Consider the following 23,568-nt stretch of genomic DNA (forward strand, 5'->3'; position numbering starts at 1 on the left):
CAATTCTGTAGGAGCGAGGCTTGCCCGCGAAGAGGCCGTCAGCCTCAGCAAAAATCCCGGATCAAACCCCGGTCTTCGGCGACTTCAACGAATCGTTGCCTGTCACCGTAGCGGTATGGGTCGCCGCCTCGGCATTCGCCTTCAACTTGCCCAACTCTTCCCCGGCCCGCTCGATCTTCGCCCGAACGTTGTTCATGTCCTGACGGCTTTTCTCCAGCAGGCTTTTCGCCGAGCTATGCCCGGTAATCCCGCGAGCCAGGGCGACGCCGCCGATGGCCACCTGGATCAACCCGAAAAACCCGCCGCGACGCAGGCCCTTGCCCATCATCAGCACGCCGCCGGCCAGGGAGCCGACACGTTCCCAGCCGTGAACGTTCTGCTCGGAATGAGTCTGGAACGGGGTGGATTCGATGCGTTCTACGCGCTTGAGTTCGCTCATGATCTGTCTCCTGGCAGGCAAGGCTGCTTCAACAATAGATAGATAAGCTGACTGCCGGGGCGGTCGGCTTGTTCCATCGAATGTGCGGTGATTCAGCGGAATTTTGCCCCGGAGCGGGTGTTGAGACCCTTGGCCATGCGGTCGTAGAGCACGACGTTGACGGTGGCGGCCAGGTTCATGCAGCCAGTGGTCGGGATGTAGACCACGTCTTCGCACCAGTCGCGAATCTCTTTATCCAGCGAACCGTCTTCCGGGCCGAAGATGTACAGGGCGCGGTCAGGGTGGGTGTATTCCGGCAGCGAGCGGGCGCCTTCGACCAGCTCCACGGCGACGGGCACACAGCCCAAGGGCAGGATTTTTTTCAAATCGTCGATGCCGATCAGCGGGATGTCGTAGTGGACGCGCTTGGTGTCGGTGACGAAGTCGGCGGCGCGTTCATAACGCTTGCCGGTGTAGAACACGGACGCCACACCATAGCAGCCGGCGGCGCGCATGACCGAGCCGACGTTTTCCGGTGATTTGGGGTTATACAAACCAATGCAGCTGTACCGTTTGTCTGCCACGAGCGGGGTGCCTTCGGGGAAAAAACGGCGATTATACGGGGATTGGGGGAGGGGTGTCCGGTTTGGAGATTGGTGGTGACCGGGAGATTGTCTTCGCGGGCAAGCCTCGCTCCTACAGGGACAGAGTCGATCACAATTGGGTGAACGACATATATCCGTAGGAGCGAAGCTTGCCCGCGAAGAGGCCAGTCCAGCCAATGAAAGTCTTCAGTCGTCTTTTTTCATCAGACCGGCCAACGCCGCAAACGGGTTATGCGTCGCCTTGGCGATTTTTGGCGTGCTCAGCGAGCCTTCGTGAAAATACTGCTGGTCGGTATACCGCGAGTGTTCGTTGTCGTGGCAATACAGGCACAACAATTCCCAGTTCGAGCCGTCCTGCGGGTTGTTGTCGTGGTTGTGGTCGCGGTGGTGCACGGTCAGCTCGCTCAGGCGCTTGCCGGAGAACTCGCGGGCGCAGCGGCCGCACACGTGCGGGTACATCTTCAGGGCCTTGTCGCGGTAACCCATTTCCTTGTCGCGCTGGTTGTCGGCGAGGATGCGATCCAGCTTCGAGGTATTGGTCGGCGTTGACGAACTCATGGGTTCACCTTTGTAAAAGACTAATGACGGTTATGACGTGAGTTTAGCTCAGCCCTTGAGCTTCTCGGCAATCCAGATGGTGTGGCGGGTGCCTTTGTTGCCGTGGGCGAAGACCTGGACTTCTTCGGCCTTGAAACCGGCCTTCTTCAGCTTGTCGGAAAACTGCTTGTCGGCGCTGGCCGACCACACTGCCAGCACGCCTTTGGGCCGCAGGGCCTTGGCGCAGGCGCTCAGGCCACCGGCGGAGTAAAGCCAGCTGTTGGCCCGTTGGGTCAGGCCTTCGGGGCCGTTGTCGACGTCGAGCATGATCGCATCGAAACCTTGCGGCTCGGCTTGCAGGACTTTGGCCACGTCTTCCAGGCGAATCACGGTGCGCGGGTCGAGCAGCGGATTGCCGGCTTTCTCGCCCAGCGGCCCGCGATTCCATTCCACCACGCCAGGCACCAGCTCGGCGACCACCACTTCAGCGGTCTTGCCCAAATGCTTGAGGGCCGAAGCGAGGGTAAAACCCATGCCGAGGCCGCCGATCAGCACTCGCGAGTTCGGCCGGCCGGCCACTTTGCGACACGGGATCTCGGCCAGGGCATCTTCTGAGCCGTGCATGCGGGTGTTCATCAATTGCCCGCCGTCGCCGCCCTGGATCTTGATGACGAAATCCTCGCCATACTCGAACAGGCACAAGGCGCCGCCGTTTTCAGGGATAGGGGCGGTGTCGAGCAGAACGAAACGTTTCATGGAAATCTCAAATTGGGGGAAGGCAAACAGAGGCAGTTGGGAGTAGCCTGCCAATGACAACAAGGCCAACGGAGCCATTGATGAAGCGCACCATTCTAACGGTCATTGCCTTGGCCGCGCTCTCGATAAGTGCAGTGCAGGCCCAGCAGTTGCAAACCATTCCAGCAAGCCCTGCGCCGATGCCCGGTTCGCCCGGCACGGCGACCCCGACGCCGTATCCGCCCATCACCCCGACCACCTTGCCCAAGGCCGGGCCGGGCAGCGGCGGCCCGCCACTGGTGCCTATCGAGATGCCCAGTCCGCCGACCAAGGATCAACCGGTGCCGGGGATTGAGCCGAACAGCACGAAAACCAAAACCCCAGGCGGTTAAACCTGCTGCGAGAGCAGTTGCCCGTCGGCCATGCGCAAGCGTTTGGAAAGGGCGACGGCGAGGGCGCGGATGATCTTGGCGGCGATTTTCGGCGCCTCGTTGATCATTTTTTCCAGAGAGTCCTTACCCAGGTTCAGCAGTTGGCAGTTGCTGGCGGCCACGCAACTGGCCGAGCGGCGCTCGCCATCAAGCACCGCCATTTCGCCGAACGAGCGACCGCTGCGCAGGGTGGCCATGGTCACCAGCTGCCCGTCGCCGTTGGTCTTCTGCACCGACACCTGGCCGGTATGGATGATGCACATGAAACTGCCGGCATCACCCTCATGGAAAATCTCTTCGCCTTCGGCGATGGTGCTGATGCTGAAGTAGCCGGAGGCCGCGGCGAAGTCTGCCGGCAGCAATTGATCGAACAGGCCGCAGTCCATCAGCCAGTCGCGGATTTCGTTGTTCAGTAAGGTCGGTTCTGACATGTCGGCACGGTCTTTTTCTTGTGTCTGGTTCCGGTTGTTCGGGATATCCCCAATCCCTGTGGGAGCGAGCCTGCTCGCGATTGCAGTGTGTCAGTCACGCAATTATTGACTGAAAGTCCGCTATCGCGAGCAGGCTCGCTCCCACAAGGGAGTTGTGTTGTATTGGGCCCGGTGTCTGGTCTTAAGACCGAAACACCGGGCCAAGTTCCTCAGGCAATCCCCAAAACCTTGAAAACAAATGCGTATTCGAGTGCTACGTCACGCAATCCCTGGTAACGACCGCTCATCCCGCCATGCCCGGCGCCCAGTTCTGTCTTGAGCAACAGGGGATTGGTGTCGGTTTTGGTCGCGCGCAATTTCGCCACCCACTTCGCCGCTTCCCAGTACTGCACGCGGCTGTCGTTGTAGCCGGCGATCACCAGGGTCGCCGGATAGGCTTGCGCGGTGACGTTTTCGTAAGGGGCGTAGGCCTTGATCCGATCATAAACGTCCGGTTCTTCAGGATTGCCCCACTCGTCGTATTCGGTGACGGTCAACGGCAGGTCCGGGTCGAGCATGGTGTTGAGCACGTCGACGAACGGCACTTCGGCAATGGCCGCGCCAAACAGCTCGGGTCGCTGATTGAGCACCGCGCCGATCAGCAAACCGCCGGCACTGCCGCCGCTGATCGCCAATTGTGCTGAGGTGGTGAAGCCGTTGTCGATCAGGTGCTCGGCACAGGCGATAAAGTCGCTGAAGGTGTTGTGCTTGTGTTCCTGCTTGCCGGCGCGATACCAGGCCTCGCCCAGTTCACCGCCGCCCCGTACGTGGGCAATCGCAAACGCCACGCCGCGATCCAGCAAGCTCAAGCGGGCATGAGAGAACCACGGGTCAAGGCTTTCGCCGTAAGCGCCGTAGCCGTAGAGATACAGGGGCGTTGGCTGACCGAGGGCTTCGCGCTTGACCACCAGGCTGATCGGCACTTGCGTGCCATCGGGTGCCGTCGCCCACAGGCGCAGGCTGACGTAGGCGTCGGCGTCGAACGGGCCGAGCACCGGGGTTTCCTTGAGTACTTTCTGCTCGCCACTGTCCAGCTCCAGCTGGCGTATTTGCGCCGGACGGTTCAGGGCTTCGTAACGCAGGCGGATCCGCTCGCTGACAAACTCCAGGCTGTTCTGCACATGTAGGCTGTACGCCGCATCTGGCAGTTGCACACGGTAGCTCGGCAAATCCTGCGGATGGACTTCAATCACCGGCAAGCCACCGACCCGCAGGCTCAACGTCATCGCGCCGACGTTCAGGCTCATGCCCTCGATCATCGTGCTGTCGCTGTGGGGGATCAGGTTCTGCCAGTCGGCCTCGGTGGGCGCAACACCGGTATCCACGGCGGTGTACAGAGCAAAGTTGATGCCGTCGCGATTGGTGCGGATGAACCAGGCCCACTCGCCGTTCAGCGTGCCGTGGTCGACGTCGTATTCATGGTCTTCAACCCGTGGCGCCAGGCAAGTGAAGGCCTGCTGCGGTTGCGAGGCGTCGAGGGCCCAGACTTCGCTGGTGGTCTTGCTGCCCAGCGACAGCAGCAATTGCTGTTCGGAACTGGAGCGATAGCAATGCAGGAAGAAGCGGCCGTCCGGCTCGTTGAACACTTCCTCGGCCGCCGTGCCGTCCAGTCGATAGCGCAGCAGTTTGTGCGGACGGTGGGTGTCGTCCAGCTCGCCGAAAAACAGCGTCAGGCTGTCATTGGCCCAGGTCATGCTGCCGTCGCAATCCTGAAACTCAAGTTCACTGACACGGTCGTTGGACAATTCCTTCACGAACAGCGTGTAGATCTCATCGCCCGTGGAATCGATGCTGTAGGCCAGGCGCTGGTGATCCGGGCTGACGCTGAAGGCGCCGAGGGAAAAGAAGCCGCCATTGGCCAGTTCGTTCGGGTCCAGCAGCTGTTCCTGGCTTTCGTCGAGTTGCAAGCTGTCATCAGCCGGGCGTGGGCAGCGGTAGTGGCGGGCGTATTCGTCACCGGCGGTGGTGCGCGTGTAATACAGGTACGGGCCCCAAGGGGAGGGCAGCGACAGGTCGGTTTCGAGAATCCGGCCCTTGATCTCCTCGAACAGGGTTTCGCGCAGCCTGGCCTGATCGGCGGTCTGCGCCTCTTGGTAGCTGTTTTCAGCCTTGAGGTAGTCGAGCACCGCGTCGGTGTCGCGCTCCTGCAGCCAGGCATACGGGTCAGGGCCGTCGGCCTTGTGGGCAATCGGGGCGCTGGTGACGTTGGCGGATAAGGGCATGAAGGACTCTCGGACGTTGTACGAAAAATAGGGTTTTGCAGGCGCAATGCAAATATTGATGCCTGTGCAGACCCTGTAGGAGTGAGCCTGTGTGGCCAGGGAGCTTGCTCCCGCTGGGTTGCGAAGCGACCCCAAAAGCGCTGCGACTGCTTCGCAGCCGAACGGGAGCAAGCTCCCTCGCCACAGTTCGCTCCCACATGGATTACGCCTGACTGGCGAAAAGTCGTTACTATAAGCGCCTCTTTGCCTGCCTTGCCATGGACACCATGACCGAGAACGACTATCTGATCGCTTGGGGCCTCTACGCCTTTGCCGCTTTAGGCTGCCTGTTGGTGTGGATGCGCATCACCCGCTGGATGTGGCGTTGGCTGCGTGAACCGCTGCGGCTGCTGGTCGCCGTACTGCTATTCAGCCCGACCATCATCGACCCGGTGAAGGAAAAAGTGGCCCCGGCCATCGCCATCACTGCGCTCGATCTGCTGTTCAAGGTGGGCAACAACGCCTGGCGGGCGGTTTCCGACCTGTTCATGTACGGCATGATCGCCTTTGGCATTTATCTGGTGTTCGTGGCGATCCGGTTCCCTATTGAACGGGCTTCCAACGCTCGCAAGGAACAGGCCGCCGCCGCCAAGGCCGCCGCCCGGGCCGACGATCCTGACGACGATCATCCGTTCGGCGGTGCCGGCGATGATCGTTACGGTCGTCCGCCAGTGCCGAGCAACCCTCAGCGATTGCGGGTCGAACCGCGTTTGTAATCCGGCCTTGAAGCGAGAGTCCGAGCATGTGTGAGTTATTGGGCATGAGCGCCAATGTGCCGACCGATATCGTGTTCAGCTTCACCGGGCTGATGCAGCGCGGCGGCCGCACCGGTCCGCACCGTGACGGTTGGGGCATCGCTTTCTATGAGGGGCGCGGTCTGCGGTTGTTTCAGGACCCGGCGGCCAGCAGCGAGTCAGAAGTGGCGAACCTGGTGCAGCGCTATCCGATCAAAAGCGAAGTGGTGATCGGGCATATCCGTCAGGCCAACGTGGGCAAGGTCTGCCTGTCCAACACGCACCCTTTCGTGCGTGAGCTGTGGGGCCGCAACTGGTGTTTCGCCCATAACGGTCAGCTGGCGGATTTTCAACCGATCAAAAGCTTTTATCGCCCCGTCGGTGACACCGACAGCGAAGCGGCGTTCTGTGACCTGCTCAACCGTGTGCGCGCAGCGTTTCCAGAACCGGTCGAGATCGAAGCGCTGCTGCCGGACCTGGTCGCCGCTTGCGCCGAATACCGCAGCAAAGGCGTGTTCAACTGCCTGTTGAGCGACGGCGACTGGCTGTTCTGCTATTGCTCGACCAAATTGGTCCAGATCACCCGTCGCGCGCCATTCGGCCCGGCGCGGTTGAAGGATGTCGATGTGATCGTCGACTTCCAGGCCGAAACCACGCCTAACGATGTGGTCACGGTGATCGCCACCGAACCCCTGACCGAAAACGAAACCTGGACCCGCTACGAACCGGGCCAATGGAGCCTCTGGCGACGCGGCGAATGCGTCAGCCAGGGCAAGACCGAATAAGGATCTCACCCGATGTTGCTCAGTTATCTACGGCTGGTGTTGTTTGCGGCGGGCCTGTTGATCGGTGTCCAGGTGCCCGGGTTCATCAGCGATTACGCGAAACGGGTCGAAGCGCATCTGATTGAGGCGCAAACCAGCCTGAGCGGTTTCCAGGGCACCGCCAATCAGTTCTTCAAGGGCGATATGCAGGCGCTGGTCGCCCATTACCGCGCCAGTGAGGACCCGATTTTCCGCAGCGACGCCGAGAGCCTGAGCACCTTGCTCAGCCGTCAGGTGGCGCTTGATAAACAGTTCCACGCCATGCAGGGCCCGTGGTACATCCGTGTCTTGCAGGTCGCATTGGCGGCCGATCCGGATATTCGCAAGGAAACCTGGAATGGCTACAGCTACCAGATCCTGCTGACACCGGAAGCGATGATCTGGGGCATGAGTGGCGCTTTGCTGCTGTCCTTCGGCATCGAATGCCTGTTCCGTCTGATCGACTGGGTAGTGCTGGGCGGCAAACGCTTGCGCCAGAGCCGGCCGATCGAAGATCGGGATGTGCGCGGCCTGTAACACTGATCCTTCCCACGCAGAGCGTGGGAGCGATCATCATCAGCGCCGATCAGCGTGCGAGGACGATGTAGTCTTCACCCACCTTGCGCGCATACCCCTCCAGCACCTGCTGACACAACGCAACAATCTCCTCGACCCACTCCACACCCACCCGCCACGACACCACGACCTGCAAATTAGGCAGCTGTTGATCGATGGCCAGCAAGGTCAATTCCCCCCGCGCCAGTTCCTCGGCTACCAGAACCGGCGGCAACGCACCAATGCCAAATCCGTCGCGCAGCAATCGGGTGATCGCCGACACCGAGTTCACGCAGTTCAGCCGCGGCGTCATGACCCCGTTCGCCTGCATCAGGCTCAGAATGTCCTGATGCGGATGTGAGTTTTTCGAGTAGGTAATGATCCGCTCGCGCGCCAGATCGGCAATGCCGGTGTACCCACGGTTGTAGATCGAATTGCTGGCGACAATCCAGCCCATCGGATGGCTCGCCAGTTCAAGGCTGCGCACGCTTTCCTGACGCACCAGATCGGTTTGCAGGATCAGATCGAGAAAGCCTTTTTGCAGCTGATCGCAGAGGTTGAGCGCCGTATCGGCCACCAGCTCGATTTCCACCCGCGGATAGTGATCCATCATCTGTGCCACCAACGGGCTCAGCCACGTGTGAATCACCGTGTCCATCACGCCGATCCGCACGCGCCCGACCTTGCTTGAGCGCGTCTCGATCGACTGCTTGAGGGCTTGCATGGTGTCCATCATCTGCTCGGCGTACTCGAGCACTTTCAAGCCTTCGGGCGTCAGGCTCACCCCCCGCGAGTCGCGCAGAAACAACTTCACCCCGAGCTCGCCTTCGAGCACCGCGATGCGGCTGGAAATCGATGCCTGGGTGGTGAAGAGCTTGTCAGCCGTCAGGCGGAAACTCTTGAGTCGGGCGACCCAGACAAAGGTCTCGAGAAATTTCAGGTTCATGGCGTTAAGTTTTTCTTATGCCTAGGGCGGGTTTTTATTAGTTGGACGCAGCAGGGCCGGACAACCAAAAATCAGGCCATCCGGTTCCCACGATAGGCGTCGTCGGGGCTCAGAACAATACCAATAAAATTTGCACGGAGAGTTGCCATGAGTGCGCCCGACACGCTCGACATCCCCAAAGCCACGTCTCGGCCGGGACCTTTCGACTGGTACCGCAACATCAATCAGCAGGAACGCCGCACCTTCTGGAGCTGCAAGATCGGCTATGGCCTGGACGGCATGGACACCCAGATGCTCAGCTTCGTGGTGCCGACCCTGATTGCCATGTGGGGCATCACGACTGGCGAGGCCGGGCTGATCCATACCAGCACGCTCATTGCGTCGGCCATCGGTGGTTGGGTGGCGGGGATTCTGTCGGACCGCATCGGCCGTGTGCGCACCTTGCAACTGACGGTGCTGTGGTTCGCCTTCTTCACCTTCCTCTGCGGCTTCGCGCAAAACTACGAGCAACTGTTGATCAGCCGTACCTTGATGGGCTTCGGTTTTGGCGGTGAGTGGACCGCCGGCGCAGTGCTGATGGGCGAGGTGATTCGCGCCAAGGACCGCGGCAAGGCCGTGGGCATGGTGCAATCGGGCTGGGCGCTGGGTTGGGGGCTGACGGCGATTCTCTATGCGCTGCTGTTCTCGGTATTGCCGCCGGAAGATGCCTGGCGTGCGCTGTTCATCCTCGGCATCGTGCCGGCGATTTTCGTGATCTTCGTCCGTCGACTGGTCAAGGACCCGGAAATCTACCGCGAAGCCAAGGCCAAGCAGGAGCCGGGCAACGCCGCGAAGTTCTACGAGATCTTCGCCCCCGGTATCCTCTTCACCACGATTCGCGCTTCGGTGCTGACCACGGGCGCACTGGGCGGTTACTACGCGATCACGTCCTGGCTGCCGACGTTTCTGAAAAACGAACGCGGTTTAAGCGTACTCGGCACGGGCGGTTATCTGGCGATGGTGATCGTCGGTTCCTACGTCGGCTACGTCATCAGTGCCTATTTGACGGACATCCTCGGCCGCAAACGAAACTTCATCCTGTTCGCCGTCGGCTCGTTCACCATCGTGTTGCTCTACACCCAGTTGCCGGTCAGTAACGGCGTGATGCTGTGGCTGGGCTTCCCGCTGGGCTTCTTCGCTTCGGGGATTTTCAGTGGCATGGGCGCGTTTTTGACCGAGCTGTTTCCGACACGGATTCGCGGGTCGGGGCAGGGCTTTTGCTACAACATCGGGCGGGCCCTGGCGGCGTTGTTTCCGTTGCTGATCGGTTTGATGAGCCAGAAGGTGCCATTGAGCGTAGGCATCGGGGCTTTTGCGGCGGTGTCCTACGGTGTGGTGATCCTTGCTGCGTTGAGCTTGCCGGAAACCCGTGGCAAACAACTTGAAGCCGAGTAGCTGATAATCTGTGGGCATCTGCCCGACAGCAAAAAAAGAAAATGCCTACAGGAGTGTTCACCGTGAGCCGCCTGCTATTGAATTGCGACATCGGCGAGAGTTTCGGCAACTGGACCATGGGTCTGGACGCCGAGGTCATGCCCTTCATCGATTGCGCCAACATCGCCTGCGGCTTCCATGCCGGCGACCCGAGCATCATGCGCAAGACCGTCGGCCTGGCCCTGAGTAACGGCGTGCAGATCGGCGCGCACCCGGCCTACCAGGACCTGGTGGGTTTCGGCCGCCGCTCCATGGCCTACACCGCCCAGGAACTTCAGGACATTTTGCATTACCAGATCGGCGCCCTCGACGGCATCTGCCGGGCCCAAGGCGGGCGCGTCAGTTACGTCAAACCCCACGGCGCAATGTACAACGACATGATGGCCAACCCGGCGCAATTGCGCGCGGTGCTTCAGGCCGTGGCGGCGTATGACCGGACCTTGCCGCTGATGCTCATGGCCACGCGCGACAACAGCGCCGCCCAGCAACTGGGTGATGAATACGGCGTGACCTTGTGGTTCGAAGCCTTCGCCGACCGAGCCTACGACAGTGCCGGCATGTTGGTTTCGCGGCAACTGCCGGGGGCGGTGCATCACGATCCAGAGAAAATAATCGAGCAAGCGCTGACCATCGCCCGTGGCGACAACCTCACCGCCAGCGACGGCAGCGCCTTGCACTTGCAGGCCAACACCTTGTGCGTCCACGGTGACAACGCCAGTTCGGTGGCGGCGGTGCGGCGGATTCGCGAAGCCCTTGATCAGCAGAGCGCACCATGAAACCGCGGGTTGAGGTGGTGGCGCTGGATTGCCTGATGGTGCGTCTGTTCGATGAAATTGCCGAAGCCAACATGCCGTGGATGCTGGCGGCCAGCGAAAAACTGCGCGCTGCGTTTGCCGGGCATCTGATTGATCTGGTGCCGTCTTACACGACGTTGATGGTGCATTACGACCTGACCGCGTTGAGTCCGACTCAAGCCCGGGATTTGATCGCCCAAGCGCTGATCGACCTGTCACCCAACGCGAGCACTCGCGGTAAATGCCATGTGCTGCCGGTCTGGTATGACTTGAGCGTCGGTCCGGAGTTGAGCTTGTTGTCTCAGCGCAGCGGGCTGTCGGTGGACGAGGTGATCCGCCGCCACAGCGAGCGCGAGTATCAAGTGTTCGCCCTGGGTTTCGCGCCGGGGTTCGCTTTCATGGGGCTGGTGGAAGAAGTGCTCGCCGCGCCGCGCCTGAATACGCCGCGTAAAAAGGTGGCGGCCGGCAGTGTCGGCATCGCCGAGCGGCAAACCGCCGCCTACCCGGTGGTGTCCCCCGGCGGCTGGAACCTGATCGGCCGCACGCCCGCCAAATTGTTCGACCGCGAACGCGATGGTTACAGCCTGATGCAACCGGGTGACACCGTGCGCTTTGAAGCGGTCGACCATGCGCAGTTCATCAACCTGGGCGGTGACGACACGCCATTGGAGGCCCAGGCATGAGCCGTCTATTGATTGAGGCGAGTACGCCGCTGTGCCTGTTGCAGGACGCGGGTCGTTTCGGCGTGCGGCATCTGGGTGTGACCCAGGGCGGCGGGCTGGATTGGCGTTCGATGTCGTGGGCCAATTGGTTGTTGGGCAATGGCCTTGATGCGCCGGTGATTGAAATCACCCTCGCCGGTTTCAGCGTCGTAGCCGAGGAAGACTGCGTGTTGGCGCTGGCCGGGGCGGACCTGGGCGCGCAAGTGGATGGCGAGGCATTGGCGCCGTGGCGCAGTTTCCGGCTGAACAAGGGCCAGCGATTGCAATTCACTCAACCGCTGCTCGGGGCGCGAGCCTATCTGGCGGCACCGGGCGGGTTTGACGCGCCAAAAGTGTTGGGAAGCAGCGCGACGGTGGTCCGTGAAGAACTCGGCGGTCTGGATGGTATGGGCCGGCCATTGGCCAAAGGCGCGCCGTTGAGCTATCGCGGGAGTGCGCTGTTATTGCTGCGGGAGTTACCGGCAGAACACCGGCCTAACTTCAAAGCTGATTCGCCACTGGATGTGGTCCTCGGCGCGCAGATCGGTGAGTTCAGCGGGCAGAGCCTGTTCGATGCGTTCAACAGCGTCTGGACCCTCGACAGCCGTGCCGATCGCATGGGCATTCGCTTGCTGGGAACGCCGTTGCAGTATCAGGGCCAGCCGATGATTTCCGAAGGCATCCCGCTAGGCGCGGTCCAGGTCCCGCCGGACGGGCAGCCGATTGTGTTGCTCAATGATCGGCAGACCATTGGCGGTTATCCGCGATTGGGGGCGTTGACGCCGTTGGCACTCGCGCGGCTGGCGCAGTGCTTGCCGGGGGCGAAAGTGCGGTTGCGGCCTGTGGTGCAGGAGGTGGCGCATCGCGAACAGGTCGAGTATTTGCAGCGATTTTCAAACCGCTAAAAGCTTCGCGGGCAAGCCTCGCTCCTACAGGGTTGGTGCACGATGCACGAACACAGAAACCTGTAGGAGCGAGGCTTGCCCGCGAAGACGTTTTCACAGACAACAAAAATCTCTATTTGGAAAGAAACCGCATCCCTTCCTCCAACCCCCGCAACGTCAACGGGTACATCTGGTCGTCAATCAAGTCCCGCACAATATTGGTCGACGACGTATACCCCCACGTATCTTTCGGATAGGGGTTGATCCAGATGACCTTCTTATACTTCTCCATGAACCGCTGCATCCACACATAACCGGCTTCTTCGTTCCAGTGCTCGACGCTGCCGCCGGCCTGGGTGATTTCATACGGTGCCATCGCAGCGTCACCAATGAAGATCACTTTGTAGTCGGCGCCGTACTTGTGCAGCAGGTCCTGGGTCGACGTGCGCTCGGAGGTGCGGCGCATGTTGTTCTTCCACACAGACTCATAAATGAAGTTGTGGAAGTAGAAGTACTCCAGGTGCTTGAACTCGGTCTTGCAGGCCGAGAACAGTTCCTCGCAGATCTTCACATGCGCGTCCATCGAGCCGCCGATGTCAAATAGCAGCAACAGCTTGACGGTGTTACGCCGCTCCGGCCGCATCTGGATATTCAGCAGGCCGGCATCGCGCGCGGTGTGGTCGATAGTGCCGTCGATGTCCAGCTCTTCCGCCGCACCCTGACGGGCAAATTTGCGCAAGCGGCGCAGGGCGACCTTGATGTTGCGCGTGCCCAGTTCCACCGAATCGTCGAGGTTCTTGTACTCGCGCTGATCCCACACCTTGACCGCTTTGCCCTGGCGCTTGCCGGCATCGCCGACGCGAATGCCTTCCGGGTTGAAGCCGCCGGAGCCAAACGGACTGGTGCCGCCGGTGCCGATCCATTTGTTACCGCCGGCATGGCGTTCTTTCTGTTCTTCGAGGCGTTTCTTGAATTCTTCGATCAGCTTGTCCAGACCGCCGAGGGACTGGATCGCGGCCCGTTCTTCTTCGGTCAGGGAACGCTCGAATTCCTTGCGCAGCCAATCTTCAGGAATCAACGCCTGAAGGTGATCGTCGAGTTTCTCCAGGCCATTGAAGTAGGCGCCGAACGCGCGGTCGAACTTGTCGAAATGCCGTTCGTCCTTCACCAGAATCGCCCGGGACAGGTAATAGAACTCGTCCATGTCGGCGAAGGTCACGCGTTGTTTCAGCGCATTGATCAGGTCCAGAAGCTCACGCACCGAGACCGGCACCTTGGCTGCGCGCATTTCATTGAACAGGTTGAGCAGCATGGCGATCAGCCTCTTAGCGGGTGCCGCGACGGCTCATGAACGCCAGGCGCTCAAGCAATTGAACATCCTGTTCGTTCTTCACCAGGGCGCCTGCCAAGGGTGGGATCGCTTTGGTCGGATCGCGTTCGCGCAGTACGGCTTCGCCGATGTTGTCGGCCATCAGCAGCTTCAGCCAGTCCACCAGTTCCGAGGTCGAAGGCTTCTTCTTCAGGCCCGGGACCTTGCGCACGTCGAAGAACACGTCCAGCGCTTCGCTGACCAGGTCTTTCTTGATGTTCGGGTAGTGCACGTCGACGATTTTCTGCAGCGTCACGCGATCCGGGAACGCGATGTAGTGGAAGAAGCAGCGGCGCAGGAAGGCGTCCGGCAGCTCTTTCTCGTTGTTGGAGGTAATGATGATGATCGGGCGTTTCTTGGCCTTGATGGTCTCGTCGATCTCGTAAACGTAGAACTCCATCTTGTCGAGTTCTTGCAACAGGTCGTTCGGGAACTCGATGTCGGCCTTGTCGATTTCGTCGATCAGCAGAATCACTCGCTCTTCGGACTCGAACGCTTCCCAGAGCTTGCCCTTTTTCAGGTAGTTGCGAACGTCGTGGACTTTTTCCGTGCCCAGTTGCGAGTCACGCAGGCGACTGACCGCGTCGTACTCGTACAGGCCCTGATGCGCCTTGGTGGTGGACTTGATGTGCCAGGTGATCAATTTCGCACCGAAGGACTCGGCCAATTGCTCGGCGAGCATGGTTTTGCCGGTGCCTGGCTCGCCCTTGACCAGCAGTGGACGCTCCAGGGTAATGGCGGCGTTGACCGCCAGCTTCAGGTCATCGGTGGCGACGTAGGCCTGGGTGCCTTCGAACTTCATCTGCTAATCCTCGAACGGTAAGCCGACCTGAATCAGGCAGGGCGGGGCGCAATAAGTGTAGTGCCCGACTATAACGCGCAGGCCGGTCGACTGTGAACGCAGACGGCTTATTCAGTCTCTGAATGGGGCGTCACTTGGTGACTTAACCCTGATCCGGTTTCGGCCGCTCATACCGGGCATTGAATGCCTGAACGAAACCATTGCGTAAAATCTGCAAAAACGCCTGGAACGCGCTGATATCTTGTCGATGCACGTTGCCGCTCAGTTCTACGCGAGTGGCAAACTGGTTCTTGCCCTGGTTTTTCAGCACGGTTTCGGAGCCGCCGACAATGGCCTCCCAGATGGACCGGAACAGCCCTTTGTCCTTGTTTTCCACGTCCTGCTGCCAGTTGAACACGTCCACGTCTTTGAGCAGCGGCTTGATATAGCCGGTCAATTGGGCTTTTTTGGCCTGCGCTTCAATGACTACATCGCCGTGACCGGCGTTGAAGTCGAATTTGCCATAGGCCGAGGCGAAGTCGTTCATGCGCTTGAGCTCGATATCCTTGGCGCGCAGGCGGAATTCGAAGTCTTCGAAATTGCTCAAGGGGTCGAAGGTGGCCGTGGTTTCCAGTGGGGCGTGGCCCAGCAACAGGGCCTTGCCTTCAAAGCGCGCGTCGCGCTTGCCTTCGGTGTCGACCACGTTGGTCAGGTTATAGAGGCTGGCGTTGACCTGAGTGGCGTTCATGTTGACGGGGGGCTTGGAATTGAAGTTTCGAAAGTTGATCTTGCCGTCGTAGATGCGTATTTCGTTAAAGGTGAACGGCGCCAGTTTGCTCAACTGTGCGCGCCAGTCGGTGCCTTGACCGGTCTGGGAGTTTTGTTTGTTGGCGCCGCCGTCGACGAAGTTCACCTCAGGGTTGAAGAACTGCACTTCGGCCACCACAGCGCGGTCGGACCAGAGTGAGTGCCAACTGACAGACAGGTCGATTAGCGGTGCATTGACGAAAGGCACCGGGACCTTGCCGTCGACCTTGACGATTTTCAGCCCGTTGATCTTGTAGGCGCCGCGCCACAGCGCGAGGTCGACGTCGGTGACCTGGCCCCGGTAATCGCCCATGTCCGCCAGTTTCTCGTTCAAGTAATCGCGCACCAGGTAGGGCAGGGCGAAGTGCAGGGCAATCAGCAGCACAACGAGACCGGCGAGGGTCCACAGGGGCCAACGGTATCGACGTTTCATGGCGGCAAATCTCTGACGATGTAAAGCCATTGACTGCGGTGTTTACCGGACGTTCGACCTGACTGGACGACCACTGGCAACAGGCATACCTTTGGGGGCTTATTCAACGCTGTACAAGGACCCAGCCATGAGCCGTATATACGCTGACAACGCCCATTCCATTGGCAATACGCCGCTGGTGCAGATCAACCGCATTGCCCCGCGCGGTGTGACCATCCTGGCCAAGATCGAAGGGCGCAACCCGGGTTACTCGGTCAAGTGCCGGATCGGCGCGAGCATGATCTGGGACGCCGAAAGCTCTGGCAAACTCAAGCCTGGCATGACCATCGTCGAACCGACGTCGGGCAATACCGGCATTGGCCTGGCCTTTGTTGCCGCGGCCCGTGGTTACAAGTTGATGCTGACCATGCCCGCGTCGATGAGCATCGAGCGACGCAAAGTCCTCAAGGCACTGGGCGCCGAACTGGTGCTGACCGAACCGGCCAAAGGCATGAAGGGCGCCATTGAGAAGGCTGCCGAGATCCTGGCCAGCGATCCGGCCAAATACTTCATGCCGTCGCAGTTCGACAACCCGGCCAACCCGGCCATTCACGAGAAAACCACCGGTCCGGAAATCTGGAGCGATACTGACGGCGCAGTCGATGTGCTGGTCGCGGGCGTTGGAACCGGCGGAACCATTACCGGTGTTTCGCGGTATATCAAGAATACCCAGGGCAAACCGATTATCTCGGTAGCTGTGGAACCGGTGGTGTCGCCGGTGATTACCCAGGCGATAGCCGGTGAAGAGATCAAGCCGAGCCCGCACAAGATCCAGGGGATCGGTGCCGGTTTTGTCCCGAAGAATCTGGACTTGTCGATCGTCGATCGGGTTGAGTTGGTCACCGATGACGAATCGAAGGCCATGGCGCTGCGCCTGATGCAGGAAGAAGGGATTTTGTGCGGTATTTCCTGTGGCGCCGCGATGGCGGTGGCGGTGCGTCTGGCCGAAACACCGGAAATGCAGGGCAAGACCATCGTGGTGATCCTGCCGGACTCCGGTGAGCGCTACTTGTCGAGCATGTTGTTCAGCGACCTGTTTACCGAGCAGGAAAATCAGCAGTAGGCGCTGCCTGCGATGGTTTGATCTTTTGGTGAGAGGGCTGATTCAGGTCAGCCCCCGTTCAGGAACCTTATGTTAATAAGTGCTTTATTGCACAAACCTTAATACTGAATGTCGAGTTTTGCGGGTTTTTCCCGAGGCCGGTAGTGTTTATCATGGCCGGCTGCCACGTCGGGTAAATGGCGTTGTGCGAAGAGCCTAACCTCAAGGAGCCGTAGATGACCTTTTCCTTTGCCGCGAAAGCGTCAGTGTTGCTGCTATTCCTGGGCAGCACCCTCTATGTGCATTTGCGCGGCAAGGCGCGATTGCCGGTTCTGCGTCAATTCGTCAATCACTCGGCCTTGTTTGCGCCTTACAACGCCTTGATGTACCTGTTCTCCGGCGTGCCGTCCAAACCCTATCTGGACCGCAGCAAGTTCCCGGAACTGGACGTGCTCAAAGACAACTGGGAAGTCATCCGCGACGAAGCCATGCACCTGTTCGACGAGGGTTACATCCGCGCCGCCGAAAAACACAACGATGCGGGGTTTGGTTCGTTTTTCAAGAAAGGCTGGAAACGTTTCTACCTCAAGTGGTACGACAAACCCCTGCCATCCGCTGAAGCCTTGTGCCCGAAAACCGTGGCGCTGGTGAGCAGTATTCCCAACGTAAAGGGTGCAATGTTCGCGTTGCTGCCAGGTGGCAGCCACCTCAACCCGCACCGCGACCCGTTTGCCGGTTCTCTGCGCTATCACCTGGGGCTGTCGACGCCGAACTCCGACGATTGCCGTATCTTTGTCGACGGCCAGGTGTATGCCTGGCGTGATGGTGAAGATGTGATGTTTGATGAGACCTACGTGCATTGGGTCAAGAACGAATCCGAGAAAACCCGCGTCATTCTGTTCTGCGACATCGAACGACCGCTGAGCAACCGCGTCATGACCTTCATCAACCGCTGGCTCAGCGGCTTGCTCGGTCGCGCCACCGCACCTCAAAACCTTGATGATGAACGTGTCGGCGGGATTAACCAGGCGTATGCCTGGAGCAAGAATTCCAGCGACAAGGTCAGTGGTGTGGTCAAACGCTGGAAGCGTCGTAATCCCAAGGCGTACCGCGTGCTGCGGCCGGTGTTGGCGGTGGTGGTGCTGACGTTGTTGGGGTATTGGTTGTTTGCGTGACTGGATTCAAAAGAAAACCGCTCCTTGGGAGCGGTTTTTTTATGAGCAGAATTTAAATGGCGCGCCCGCGACGAGGTGTCGTGACTGGCCCTTTGTCCAAGTCATTGCAATCCATGTCCGCCGCTGGTTATAGTCGGCGCTCGGTGGTTCTGTTACCCACCGCCCACCCCATCAAAAAAGATCAGCCCATGCCAGCTTCCCTCATCAATGCGGTAGTCGATTCAGCGGTCAACGCTGGCGTCGTGCCGTGCGGGAATAAGCAGCCTGCGCAGATCAGTCATTACCCCCCACCTGTCAGTAGCACGCCGGTGTACGCAGTCGTATCACCGCCGGGCGTTGGCGTTTCGGGCTGATCAGCGTTCTTTGCTGTTCTGCGCGCCCGCCTGAAAAAAACTACTGAATTTCAGCTTCGGCTGAGTTGGCTTCTTGCCTGACTACAGGTGGTATTCATGTTTGTCCTGTCGAAAAAATCCGCGCTCGCGGCGGCGTCCACGAGCCTGTTCGTTCTGCTGTGGAGCAGCGGTGCGATCTTCTCCAAATGGGGCCTGGCCCACGCATCGCCCTTTGCCTTTCTGCTGATTCGCTTTGCCATCGCTTTGTGCGGATTGATGCTGCTGGTGCCGTTGCTCAAGCTGAAATTGCCCAAGGGTGGCAAAGCGATGTTGTATGCGATGGCCACGGGCGTGGTGTTGCTGGGGGCTTATCAGATTTTTTATCTGCTGGCTCTGGACCTCAAAGTCACACCGGGCGTTATGGCAACCATCATGGGTGTGCAGCCGATTCTCACGGTGGTGATCATGGAGCGTCAGCGCTCGGCCAGCCGGATGTTCGGTCTGGCGCTGGGCCTGGTCGGGTTGATCATGGTGGTTTACCAGGGCATCGGTCTGGCCGGCATGTCTTTGGCCGGGATGCTTTTTGGTTTGCTGGCGTTGGCGAGCATGACCTTTGGCTCGATCATGCAGAAGCGCATCACCGACAATCCCCTCGGCACACTGCCGGTGCAGTACCTCGCGGGGCTGCTGCTCTGCGGGATCTTCGTGCCGTTCCAGCCGTTTCATTTCGAACACGGCAGCGGGTTCATCGTGCCGGTGCTGTGGATGGGGTTGGTGGTGTCGGTGCTGGCAACGTTGCTGCTGTACCGCTTGATCGCCCGGGGCAATCTGGTGAATGTCACCAGTCTGTTTTACCTGGTGCCGGCCGTGACGGCGGTGATGGACTACCTGATTTTCGGTAATCGGCTGGCGGTATTGAGCATGCTCGGCATGCTGCTGATCATCGTCGGGCTGGTATTTGTGTTCCGTAAAACAGCGTAAAGCAGCGTGAAAATGAAAGGCCCGGAGCATTGGCTCCGGGCCTTTTTTATTTGGCCAGCGCGTGCTCGGCCCGCACCGAATTCATGAACGCCTGCATCGCTGACGATTGAATGCGGTGACGGCGGGTAATCAGCCCGTACGGCGGCAGCCGTGCTTCAAACTTGATCGGCAATACCGCCAGCAAATCACGGCCCGGGTAATCCTCCACCACCGACACCGGTGTGACGCCCAGCATGTCGGTCTGCTGGATCAAGGACAGCAAGGTCATGATCGAGGTGGTTTCGACGATGCTGCTGGGGATGTCGACCCGCGCATTGTGGAATACCTGATTGATGATCGCGCGCATCGGGCTCGGTTGCTGTTGCAGCACCCAGGTCATGTTCTGCAACTCGGCCCAGCTCAGGTTTTTCTCTTCCGCCAACGGGTTCTGCGCGCCGGAGATGACGCACAAGGCTTCTTCGCCGAGGCTGTCGAACAGCAACTCTTCGGCCCGTGCGCCCGCCGGAATCCGGCCCAATACGATATCCAGCTGGTCCTGCAACAGCGCCTGCACCAGCACGTCGCTGGTGTCGACCTGAATGCTCATCGACAAGCGTGGATGGCTTTGCTTCAAGGTCGCGATGGTGCGGGTCAACAGCCCCGAGGCCAGCGCCGGAATCGCACCGACCGCAACCCGGCCAAGGTTGCCGGATTCGAGCGCGACCAGTTCTTCACGCATGCCGCTCAGTTCAGCAAACACCATGCGCGCGTAGTAGATGACGGTTTCCCCGAACGGGGTCGAGCGCATGCCCCGGGGCAGACGCTCGAAGAGTTCGACGCCGAGCAAGTCTTCGGCTTCGTGCAACATCTTGGTGGCTGCCGGCTGGGTCATGCCGATGTGGTCGGCGGCGCGACGCAACGAGCCGAATTCCTGCAACGCCAGCATCAGCCGCAGTTGGCGCAGACGCAGTCGACTGTGGATCACATTGGCAGCAGGAATTCGGGTCATGGGCCGTGCTCGCAATTAGGACTGCGGCAAGCCTGACAACAAATGCCAGGCGTTGCCAGCATTGCCGTGTTACAGCACCGATTTAGGCTTGGCGACCTGGGGTTTGCGCAGCCCCGTCAGGGTGCCCAACGCCTTGGAAATCAACGGCCAGAACAGCATCAGCAACGCCGCCGTGGTCAGGCAGCCCACTAACGGGTTGGACCAGAAAATCCCCACGTGGCCGTCGGAGAACAGCATCGACTGGCGGAACGCATCTTCCGCTTTGTCGCCCAGTACCGCCGCCAACACCAGCGGCGCAATCGGGTAACCGAGTTTCTTGAACAGATAACCCAGCGCGCCGAAGCCCAGCATCAACACCACGTCGACGAACGAGTTGTGCACCGAGTAGGCACCGATGGCACAGACCATGATGATGATCGGCGCAATGATCGAGAACGGAATGCGCAGGATCGAGGCGAACAGCGGCACCGTGGCCAGCACCACGATCAGGCTGACCACGTTCCCGAGGTACATGCTGGCGATCAGGCCCCAGACGAAATCGTGCTGCTCGACGAACAACGTCGGGCCAGGATGCAGGCCCCAGATCATCAACCCGCCGAGCATGACCGCTGCGGTCGCCGATCCGGGAATGCCCAGGGTCAGCATCGGCAACAGCGCGCTGGTGCCGGCGGCGTGGTCGGCGGTTTCCGGGGCGATCACGCCTTCGAGTTCACCCTTGCCGAAGTTCTCGCGGTTCTTCGAAAAGCGCCGCGCCAGACTGTAGCTCATGAACGAGGCCGCCGTCGGGCCACCCGGTGTGATGCCCATCCAGCAACCGACCAGGGTGCTGCGCAGGATCGTCCACCAGTAACGCGGCAACTTGGCCCAGGTGCGCAGGATGACCATCGGCGTGATGCGCGCATGCTCGCCGCGAAACACCAGGCCTTCCTCGACGGTGCAGAGAATTTCGCCGATCCCGAACAAGCCGATCACGGCCACCTCGAAGCTGATGCCCGTCATCAACGCGGGCTGATCGAAGGTCAGGCGCAGGTTGCCGGAGACAGTGTCCATGCCCACGGCGGCCATGGCGAAACCAATCATCATCGCCACCACGGTTTTCAGCGGCGGATTCTTGCTCATGCCGATGAAGGTGCAAAACGCCAACAGGTACACCGCGAAGAACTCCGGCGAACTGAAAGACATGGCGAATGCGGCAATCTTGGTCGACAGGAAGGTCAGCAGCAACACCCCGGCCAGCGCGCCGATCAGCGCCGAACTGAAGGCGGCCGTCAACGCTTCGGCAGCGCGACCTTCGCGGGCCATCGGGTAACCGTCGAACGTGGTCGCCACCGATGAGGGCTCACCGGGGATGTTGAACAGAATCGAGGTGATCGAACCGCCGAACAGCGCGCCCCAATACATGCACGACAGCAAAATGATCGCCGACACCGGCGACATGGTGAAGGTCAGCGGCAGCAACAACGCCACGCCATTGGGGGCGCCGAGGCCGGGCAATACGCCGACCAGAATGCCCAGCAGCACGCCGATCACCATCAGGCCGATGTGGCCCGGGGTGAGGATCAGGTTCATGCCTTGCAGCAGGGAATCGAACTCGCTCATTTGAAACTTCTCCCGGCCAGTGCAATCCAGTCGCCCATCGGGCCGGCATCCAGCGGGACCTTGAACCACAACGCGAAAATCAGGTAGCTGGCCAGCACCGCGCCGAGGGACACGGTGCCGATCATCCATTTGCCGTAAGGCTTGGCGCGCACCTTGTCACGCCACATGAACCAGGCGATGAAGCAGGCCGAGGCCACATAAATGCCGGTGAACGGCATGGCGCCGACGAACAGCGCAATCGGGATGAACACCGACAGCACTTGCTTGAATGCACTGCGGCTGACGAATGCAATGCTCAGGGCGTGCCAGCGCACCACGGTCAACACGCCGTTGCCCACGCTCGCGGCGCTCAACAGCAGGCCGATGTAGAAGGGGAAGTAACCCGGCTCGGGGCCGGAATCGCCCCAGCCGATACCTTGTTCGAGACTGCCGAACATCACCACCGCGCCGATCAGCGTGGTGAAGAGTGTCAGGCCGAGCTCGACCCAGCGGGTACCGACCAGCGCCGGTGAATCCGAAGAATGGGACATGAAAGCACCTCCAGAGGTGACGGCCGTGCGCACGCGCACGGCCGTGAACAACTCAGTTTTTCAGCCAGCCGGCTTCTTTGAACACCGGGGTGACGCGGGCGGTGTCTTTCTCAATGTAGGCGGTCAGCGGCTCGCCTTCGAGGAACGTCGGCACCAGCGCGTTCTGCTTCACGTAGGCCTTGAACTCTGGAGTCTCGGTGACTTTGCGCATCAGCTCGACATAGAACGCCCGCTGTTCGGCGGTGACGTCGCCGGGCATGAACACGGTGCGCGGGAAGCGGTATTGATCGATACCCAGGCCTTGTTCGTGGCAGGTCGGAACGTCGGCCCAGGATTTATCACCCGCGACTTTCTCGGTGTAGCTCATGCGTTCCTTGCTGAACACACAGAGCGGTTCGACCTGGTCGCCGCGCCATTGGCTGATGCTTTCGCTGGGGTTGTTGACGTTGGCGGCGATGTGTTTGCCGGCCAGTTGGGTCGCGGCTTCACTGCCGCTCTTGAACGGGATGTACACCAGTTTGCTGTTGTTGGTCTGGTTCAGCAGCAGGGTCAGGGTCTGGTCGACATCCTTGGACTGACTGCCGCCCATGCGCAGTTTCGACGGATCAGTCTTGGCCGCTTCGTAGAAGCCTTTGGCGTCTTTCCAGGGGGCATCCTTGTAGCTCCAGAGAATAAAGTCGTCCTCTGCAACGGCCGCCACGGGAGTCAGCTCCTGCCATTGATAGCCAAGCTTGGAAACCAGCGGCAACAGGTAGATGTTGTTGGTGCCGATCACCAGTTTTTCCGGATCGCCCTTGTTCATTTTCAGGTCAAGGAACGCTTCGGCACCGTTGCCGCCGCCCTTGTTGAGGACGATGGTATTCACGTCGAGGAACTTGTGCGTGGTGATGATCGACTGGATCAGCCGACCGAGCTGGTCAGTACCGCCGCCGGGGCCGCCGGCAACGAGGATTTCGACGTTCTTGTCCGGCTGCCAGGCAGCGTTGGCGAGTGCGGGGAGGGCGCCGGCGGCGACCAGTGTGCAGCCAAGAAACAGACGGGATGTGCGACGGACGAATGCATTTCGCATGGAAGGGCCTCGTTTTTTGTAATTGTTATGAATGACTTGTCGGTGCTCAAAAGCTGCAAGCCTGGACTGAGTGTGG

At 60.1% G+C, this 23,568-nt stretch carries 25 protein-coding genes; 11 read left to right on the plus strand and 14 right to left on the minus strand.

Annotated features, from left to right (window positions below):
* Nucleotides 1–61 precede the first annotated feature (61 nt).
* From RHP74_RS07410 to RHP74_RS07425, 4 genes are all read right to left on the minus strand, one after another.
* Nucleotides 62–439, minus strand: coding sequence for a DUF2892 domain-containing protein (locus RHP74_RS07410; RefSeq protein ID WP_154503533.1), 378 nt, complete (start codon nucleotides 437–439; stop codon nucleotides 62–64).
* A gap of 92 nt (nucleotides 440–531) precedes the next feature.
* Entirely contained in the window at nucleotides 532–1,002 is a 471-nt protein-coding gene (locus RHP74_RS07415) for an RNA methyltransferase (RefSeq protein WP_010462134.1), read from the minus strand.
* A 207-nt stretch (nucleotides 1,003–1,209) separates the two neighbouring features.
* Nucleotides 1,210–1,581, minus strand: coding sequence for a YajD family HNH nuclease (locus RHP74_RS07420; protein WP_010462132.1), 372 nt, complete (start codon nucleotides 1,579–1,581; stop codon nucleotides 1,210–1,212).
* Between the two features lie 48 nt (nucleotides 1,582–1,629).
* The gene (locus tag RHP74_RS07425; protein WP_010462130.1) at nucleotides 1,630–2,316 is read right to left on the minus strand and encodes a spermidine synthase; all 687 of its coding nucleotides are present in this window, start codon (nucleotides 2,314–2,316) and stop codon (nucleotides 1,630–1,632) included.
* Nucleotides 2,317–2,396: 80 nt separating this feature from the next.
* Between RHP74_RS07425 and RHP74_RS07430 the strand changes: the two genes are divergently transcribed.
* The gene (locus RHP74_RS07430) at nucleotides 2,397–2,687 is read left to right on the plus strand and encodes a hypothetical protein (protein WP_010462128.1); all 291 of its coding nucleotides are present in this window, start codon (nucleotides 2,397–2,399) and stop codon (nucleotides 2,685–2,687) included.
* Here RHP74_RS07430 and RHP74_RS07435 read toward each other — a convergent pair.
* Nucleotides 2,684–3,157 carry a cyclic nucleotide-binding domain-containing protein gene (locus RHP74_RS07435; RefSeq protein WP_077749165.1) on the minus strand — a complete coding sequence of 158 codons (474 nt, stop codon included), beginning with the start codon at nucleotides 3,155–3,157 and terminating at the stop codon, nucleotides 2,684–2,686. The genes RHP74_RS07430 and RHP74_RS07435 overlap by 4 nt on opposite strands.
* Nucleotides 3,158–3,366: 209 nt before the next feature.
* Nucleotides 3,367–5,418: a S9 family peptidase gene (locus tag RHP74_RS07440; protein ID WP_311098638.1), complete on the minus strand. Its 2,052-nt coding sequence runs from the start codon at nucleotides 5,416–5,418 to the stop codon at nucleotides 3,367–3,369.
* Between the two features lie 257 nt (nucleotides 5,419–5,675).
* Here RHP74_RS07440 and RHP74_RS07445 point away from each other — a divergent pair, with 257 nt between their 5' ends.
* Genes RHP74_RS07445 through RHP74_RS07455 form a run of 3 tightly spaced genes read left to right on the plus strand, consistent with a single transcriptional unit; the run spans nucleotide 5,676 to nucleotide 7,531 of the window.
* On the plus strand, nucleotides 5,676–6,173 hold the full coding sequence (locus RHP74_RS07445; RefSeq protein ID WP_010462122.1) for a hypothetical protein: 498 nt from the start codon (nucleotides 5,676–5,678) through the stop codon (nucleotides 6,171–6,173).
* A gap of 26 nt (nucleotides 6,174–6,199) precedes the next feature.
* The gene (locus RHP74_RS07450) at nucleotides 6,200–6,976 is read left to right on the plus strand and encodes a class II glutamine amidotransferase (protein WP_102595474.1); all 777 of its coding nucleotides are present in this window, start codon (nucleotides 6,200–6,202) and stop codon (nucleotides 6,974–6,976) included.
* 12 nt (nucleotides 6,977–6,988) lie between these two features.
* Nucleotides 6,989–7,531 carry a DUF2937 family protein gene (locus RHP74_RS07455; protein ID WP_010462118.1) on the plus strand — a complete coding sequence of 181 codons (543 nt, stop codon included), beginning with the start codon at nucleotides 6,989–6,991 and terminating at the stop codon, nucleotides 7,529–7,531.
* 49 nt (nucleotides 7,532–7,580) lie between these two features.
* Here RHP74_RS07455 and RHP74_RS07460 read toward each other — a convergent pair whose 3' ends face one another.
* Nucleotides 7,581–8,495: a LysR family transcriptional regulator gene (locus tag RHP74_RS07460; RefSeq protein ID WP_010462116.1), complete on the minus strand. Its 915-nt coding sequence runs from the start codon at nucleotides 8,493–8,495 to the stop codon at nucleotides 7,581–7,583.
* Nucleotides 8,496–8,642: 147 nt separating this feature from the next.
* On the opposite strand from RHP74_RS07460, the gene RHP74_RS07465 reads away from it, so the two are divergent.
* The 4 genes from RHP74_RS07465 (at nucleotide 8,643) to RHP74_RS07480 (ending at nucleotide 12,368) form a co-directional block, all read left to right on the plus strand.
* Nucleotides 8,643–9,929 carry an MFS transporter gene (locus tag RHP74_RS07465; RefSeq protein WP_010462114.1) on the plus strand — a complete coding sequence of 429 codons (1,287 nt, stop codon included), beginning with the start codon at nucleotides 8,643–8,645 and terminating at the stop codon, nucleotides 9,927–9,929.
* 62 nt (nucleotides 9,930–9,991) lie between these two features.
* A complete protein-coding gene (locus RHP74_RS07470; protein WP_311098643.1) occupies nucleotides 9,992–10,744 on the plus strand; it encodes a 5-oxoprolinase subunit PxpA in 753 nt (250 codons plus the stop codon).
* A complete protein-coding gene (gene pxpB, locus RHP74_RS07475; protein ID WP_311098645.1) occupies nucleotides 10,741–11,445 on the plus strand; it encodes a 5-oxoprolinase subunit PxpB in 705 nt (234 codons plus the stop codon). Before RHP74_RS07470 ends, pxpB begins: the two co-directional genes overlap by 4 nt.
* Nucleotides 11,442–12,368 (plus strand): biotin-dependent carboxyltransferase family protein, encoded by a 927-nt coding sequence (locus tag RHP74_RS07480; RefSeq protein ID WP_311098647.1) that lies wholly within the window; start codon nucleotides 11,442–11,444, stop codon nucleotides 12,366–12,368. The genes pxpB and RHP74_RS07480 overlap by 4 nt, the downstream gene beginning before the upstream one ends.
* A 112-nt stretch (nucleotides 12,369–12,480) precedes the next feature.
* Here the strand turns inward: RHP74_RS07480 and RHP74_RS07485 are convergent, their stop codons facing one another.
* The 3 genes from RHP74_RS07485 to RHP74_RS07495 all read right to left on the minus strand — a co-directional run bounded on the left by RHP74_RS07485 (nucleotide 12,481) and on the right by RHP74_RS07495 (nucleotide 15,737).
* Entirely contained in the window at nucleotides 12,481–13,659 is a 1,179-nt protein-coding gene (locus RHP74_RS07485; RefSeq protein WP_077749161.1) for a VWA domain-containing protein, read from the minus strand.
* Between the two features lie 13 nt (nucleotides 13,660–13,672).
* On the minus strand, nucleotides 13,673–14,518 hold the full coding sequence (locus RHP74_RS07490) for a MoxR family ATPase (RefSeq protein WP_010462104.1): 846 nt from the start codon (nucleotides 14,516–14,518) through the stop codon (nucleotides 13,673–13,675).
* A 142-nt stretch (nucleotides 14,519–14,660) separates the two neighbouring features.
* Nucleotides 14,661–15,737: a DUF748 domain-containing protein gene (locus RHP74_RS07495; RefSeq protein ID WP_010462103.1), complete on the minus strand. Its 1,077-nt coding sequence runs from the start codon at nucleotides 15,735–15,737 to the stop codon at nucleotides 14,661–14,663.
* Nucleotides 15,738–15,864: 127 nt separating this feature from the next.
* Between RHP74_RS07495 and cysK the strand changes: the two genes are divergently transcribed.
* The 3 genes from cysK to RHP74_RS07510 all read left to right on the plus strand — a co-directional run bounded on the left by cysK (nucleotide 15,865) and on the right by RHP74_RS07510 (nucleotide 19,306).
* Complete coding sequence (cysK, locus tag RHP74_RS07500; RefSeq protein WP_311098650.1) at nucleotides 15,865–16,839, plus strand: cysteine synthase A; 975 nt, start codon at nucleotides 15,865–15,867, stop codon at nucleotides 16,837–16,839.
* Between the two features lie 215 nt (nucleotides 16,840–17,054).
* Nucleotides 17,055–17,993, plus strand: coding sequence for an aspartyl/asparaginyl beta-hydroxylase domain-containing protein (locus RHP74_RS07505; RefSeq protein WP_083374789.1), 939 nt, complete (start codon nucleotides 17,055–17,057; stop codon nucleotides 17,991–17,993).
* 449 nt (nucleotides 17,994–18,442) lie between these two features.
* Nucleotides 18,443–19,306: a DMT family transporter gene (locus RHP74_RS07510; protein ID WP_010462097.1), complete on the plus strand. Its 864-nt coding sequence runs from the start codon at nucleotides 18,443–18,445 to the stop codon at nucleotides 19,304–19,306.
* Nucleotides 19,307–19,352: 46 nt separating this feature from the next.
* On the opposite strand, the gene RHP74_RS07515 is transcribed toward RHP74_RS07510, so the two are convergent.
* The 4 genes from RHP74_RS07515 to RHP74_RS07530 form a co-directional block, all read right to left on the minus strand.
* A complete protein-coding gene (locus tag RHP74_RS07515; RefSeq protein ID WP_311098653.1) occupies nucleotides 19,353–20,294 on the minus strand; it encodes a LysR family transcriptional regulator in 942 nt (313 codons plus the stop codon).
* Between the two features lie 69 nt (nucleotides 20,295–20,363).
* Nucleotides 20,364–21,893 carry a tripartite tricarboxylate transporter permease gene (locus RHP74_RS07520; RefSeq protein WP_010462093.1) on the minus strand — a complete coding sequence of 510 codons (1,530 nt, stop codon included), beginning with the start codon at nucleotides 21,891–21,893 and terminating at the stop codon, nucleotides 20,364–20,366.
* The gene (locus RHP74_RS07525) at nucleotides 21,890–22,423 is read right to left on the minus strand and encodes a tripartite tricarboxylate transporter TctB family protein (protein ID WP_010462091.1); all 534 of its coding nucleotides are present in this window, start codon (nucleotides 22,421–22,423) and stop codon (nucleotides 21,890–21,892) included. The genes RHP74_RS07520 and RHP74_RS07525 overlap by 4 nt, the downstream gene beginning before the upstream one ends.
* A gap of 52 nt (nucleotides 22,424–22,475) precedes the next feature.
* On the minus strand, nucleotides 22,476–23,492 hold the full coding sequence (locus tag RHP74_RS07530; protein WP_077749158.1) for a tripartite tricarboxylate transporter substrate binding protein: 1,017 nt from the start codon (nucleotides 23,490–23,492) through the stop codon (nucleotides 22,476–22,478).
* Nucleotides 23,493–23,568: the final 76 nt, after the last annotated feature.

Source organism: Pseudomonas sp. SG20052, from assembly GCF_031766055.1.
Classification (GTDB): domain Bacteria; phylum Pseudomonadota; class Gammaproteobacteria; order Pseudomonadales; family Pseudomonadaceae; genus Aquipseudomonas; species Aquipseudomonas mandelii.

Excerpts from the sequence above, each read along its gene's own strand:
- RHP74_RS07530 (WP_077749158.1), bottom strand. The coding sequence starts at position 23,492 with ATGCGAAATGCATTCGTCCGTCGCACATCCCGTCTGTTTCTTGGCTGC.
- RHP74_RS07420 (WP_010462132.1), bottom strand. The coding sequence starts at position 1,581 with ATGAGTTCGTCAACGCCGACCAATACCTCGAAGCTGGATCGCATCCTC.
- RHP74_RS07490 (WP_010462104.1), bottom strand. The coding sequence starts at position 14,518 with ATGAAGTTCGAAGGCACCCAGGCCTACGTCGCCACCGATGACCTGAAG.
- RHP74_RS07525 (WP_010462091.1), bottom strand. The coding sequence starts at position 22,423 with ATGTCCCATTCTTCGGATTCACCGGCGCTGGTCGGTACCCGCTGGGTC.
- RHP74_RS07465 (WP_010462114.1), top strand. The coding sequence starts at position 8,643 with ATGAGTGCGCCCGACACGCTCGACATCCCCAAAGCCACGTCTCGGCCG.
- RHP74_RS07515 (WP_311098653.1), bottom strand. The coding sequence starts at position 20,294 with ATGACCCGAATTCCTGCTGCCAATGTGATCCACAGTCGACTGCGTCTG.
- RHP74_RS07495 (WP_010462103.1), bottom strand. The coding sequence starts at position 15,737 with ATGAAACGTCGATACCGTTGGCCCCTGTGGACCCTCGCCGGTCTCGTT.
- RHP74_RS07460 (WP_010462116.1), bottom strand. The coding sequence starts at position 8,495 with ATGAACCTGAAATTTCTCGAGACCTTTGTCTGGGTCGCCCGACTCAAG.
- RHP74_RS07450 (WP_102595474.1), top strand. The coding sequence starts at position 6,200 with ATGTGTGAGTTATTGGGCATGAGCGCCAATGTGCCGACCGATATCGTG.
- RHP74_RS07435 (WP_077749165.1), bottom strand. The coding sequence starts at position 3,157 with ATGTCAGAACCGACCTTACTGAACAACGAAATCCGCGACTGGCTGATG.
- pxpB (WP_311098645.1), top strand. The coding sequence starts at position 10,741 with ATGAAACCGCGGGTTGAGGTGGTGGCGCTGGATTGCCTGATGGTGCGT.
- RHP74_RS07455 (WP_010462118.1), top strand. The coding sequence starts at position 6,989 with ATGTTGCTCAGTTATCTACGGCTGGTGTTGTTTGCGGCGGGCCTGTTG.
- RHP74_RS07520 (WP_010462093.1), bottom strand. The coding sequence starts at position 21,893 with ATGAGCGAGTTCGATTCCCTGCTGCAAGGCATGAACCTGATCCTCACC.
- RHP74_RS07505 (WP_083374789.1), top strand. The coding sequence starts at position 17,055 with ATGACCTTTTCCTTTGCCGCGAAAGCGTCAGTGTTGCTGCTATTCCTG.
- RHP74_RS07445 (WP_010462122.1), top strand. The coding sequence starts at position 5,676 with ATGGACACCATGACCGAGAACGACTATCTGATCGCTTGGGGCCTCTAC.
- RHP74_RS07430 (WP_010462128.1), top strand. The coding sequence starts at position 2,397 with ATGAAGCGCACCATTCTAACGGTCATTGCCTTGGCCGCGCTCTCGATA.
- RHP74_RS07425 (WP_010462130.1), bottom strand. The coding sequence starts at position 2,316 with ATGAAACGTTTCGTTCTGCTCGACACCGCCCCTATCCCTGAAAACGGC.
- RHP74_RS07480 (WP_311098647.1), top strand. The coding sequence starts at position 11,442 with ATGAGCCGTCTATTGATTGAGGCGAGTACGCCGCTGTGCCTGTTGCAG.
- RHP74_RS07510 (WP_010462097.1), top strand. The coding sequence starts at position 18,443 with ATGTTTGTCCTGTCGAAAAAATCCGCGCTCGCGGCGGCGTCCACGAGC.
- RHP74_RS07440 (WP_311098638.1), bottom strand. The coding sequence starts at position 5,418 with ATGCCCTTATCCGCCAACGTCACCAGCGCCCCGATTGCCCACAAGGCC.
- RHP74_RS07485 (WP_077749161.1), bottom strand. The coding sequence starts at position 13,659 with ATGCTGCTCAACCTGTTCAATGAAATGCGCGCAGCCAAGGTGCCGGTC.
- RHP74_RS07410 (WP_154503533.1), bottom strand. The coding sequence starts at position 439 with ATGAGCGAACTCAAGCGCGTAGAACGCATCGAATCCACCCCGTTCCAG.
- cysK (WP_311098650.1), top strand. The coding sequence starts at position 15,865 with ATGAGCCGTATATACGCTGACAACGCCCATTCCATTGGCAATACGCCG.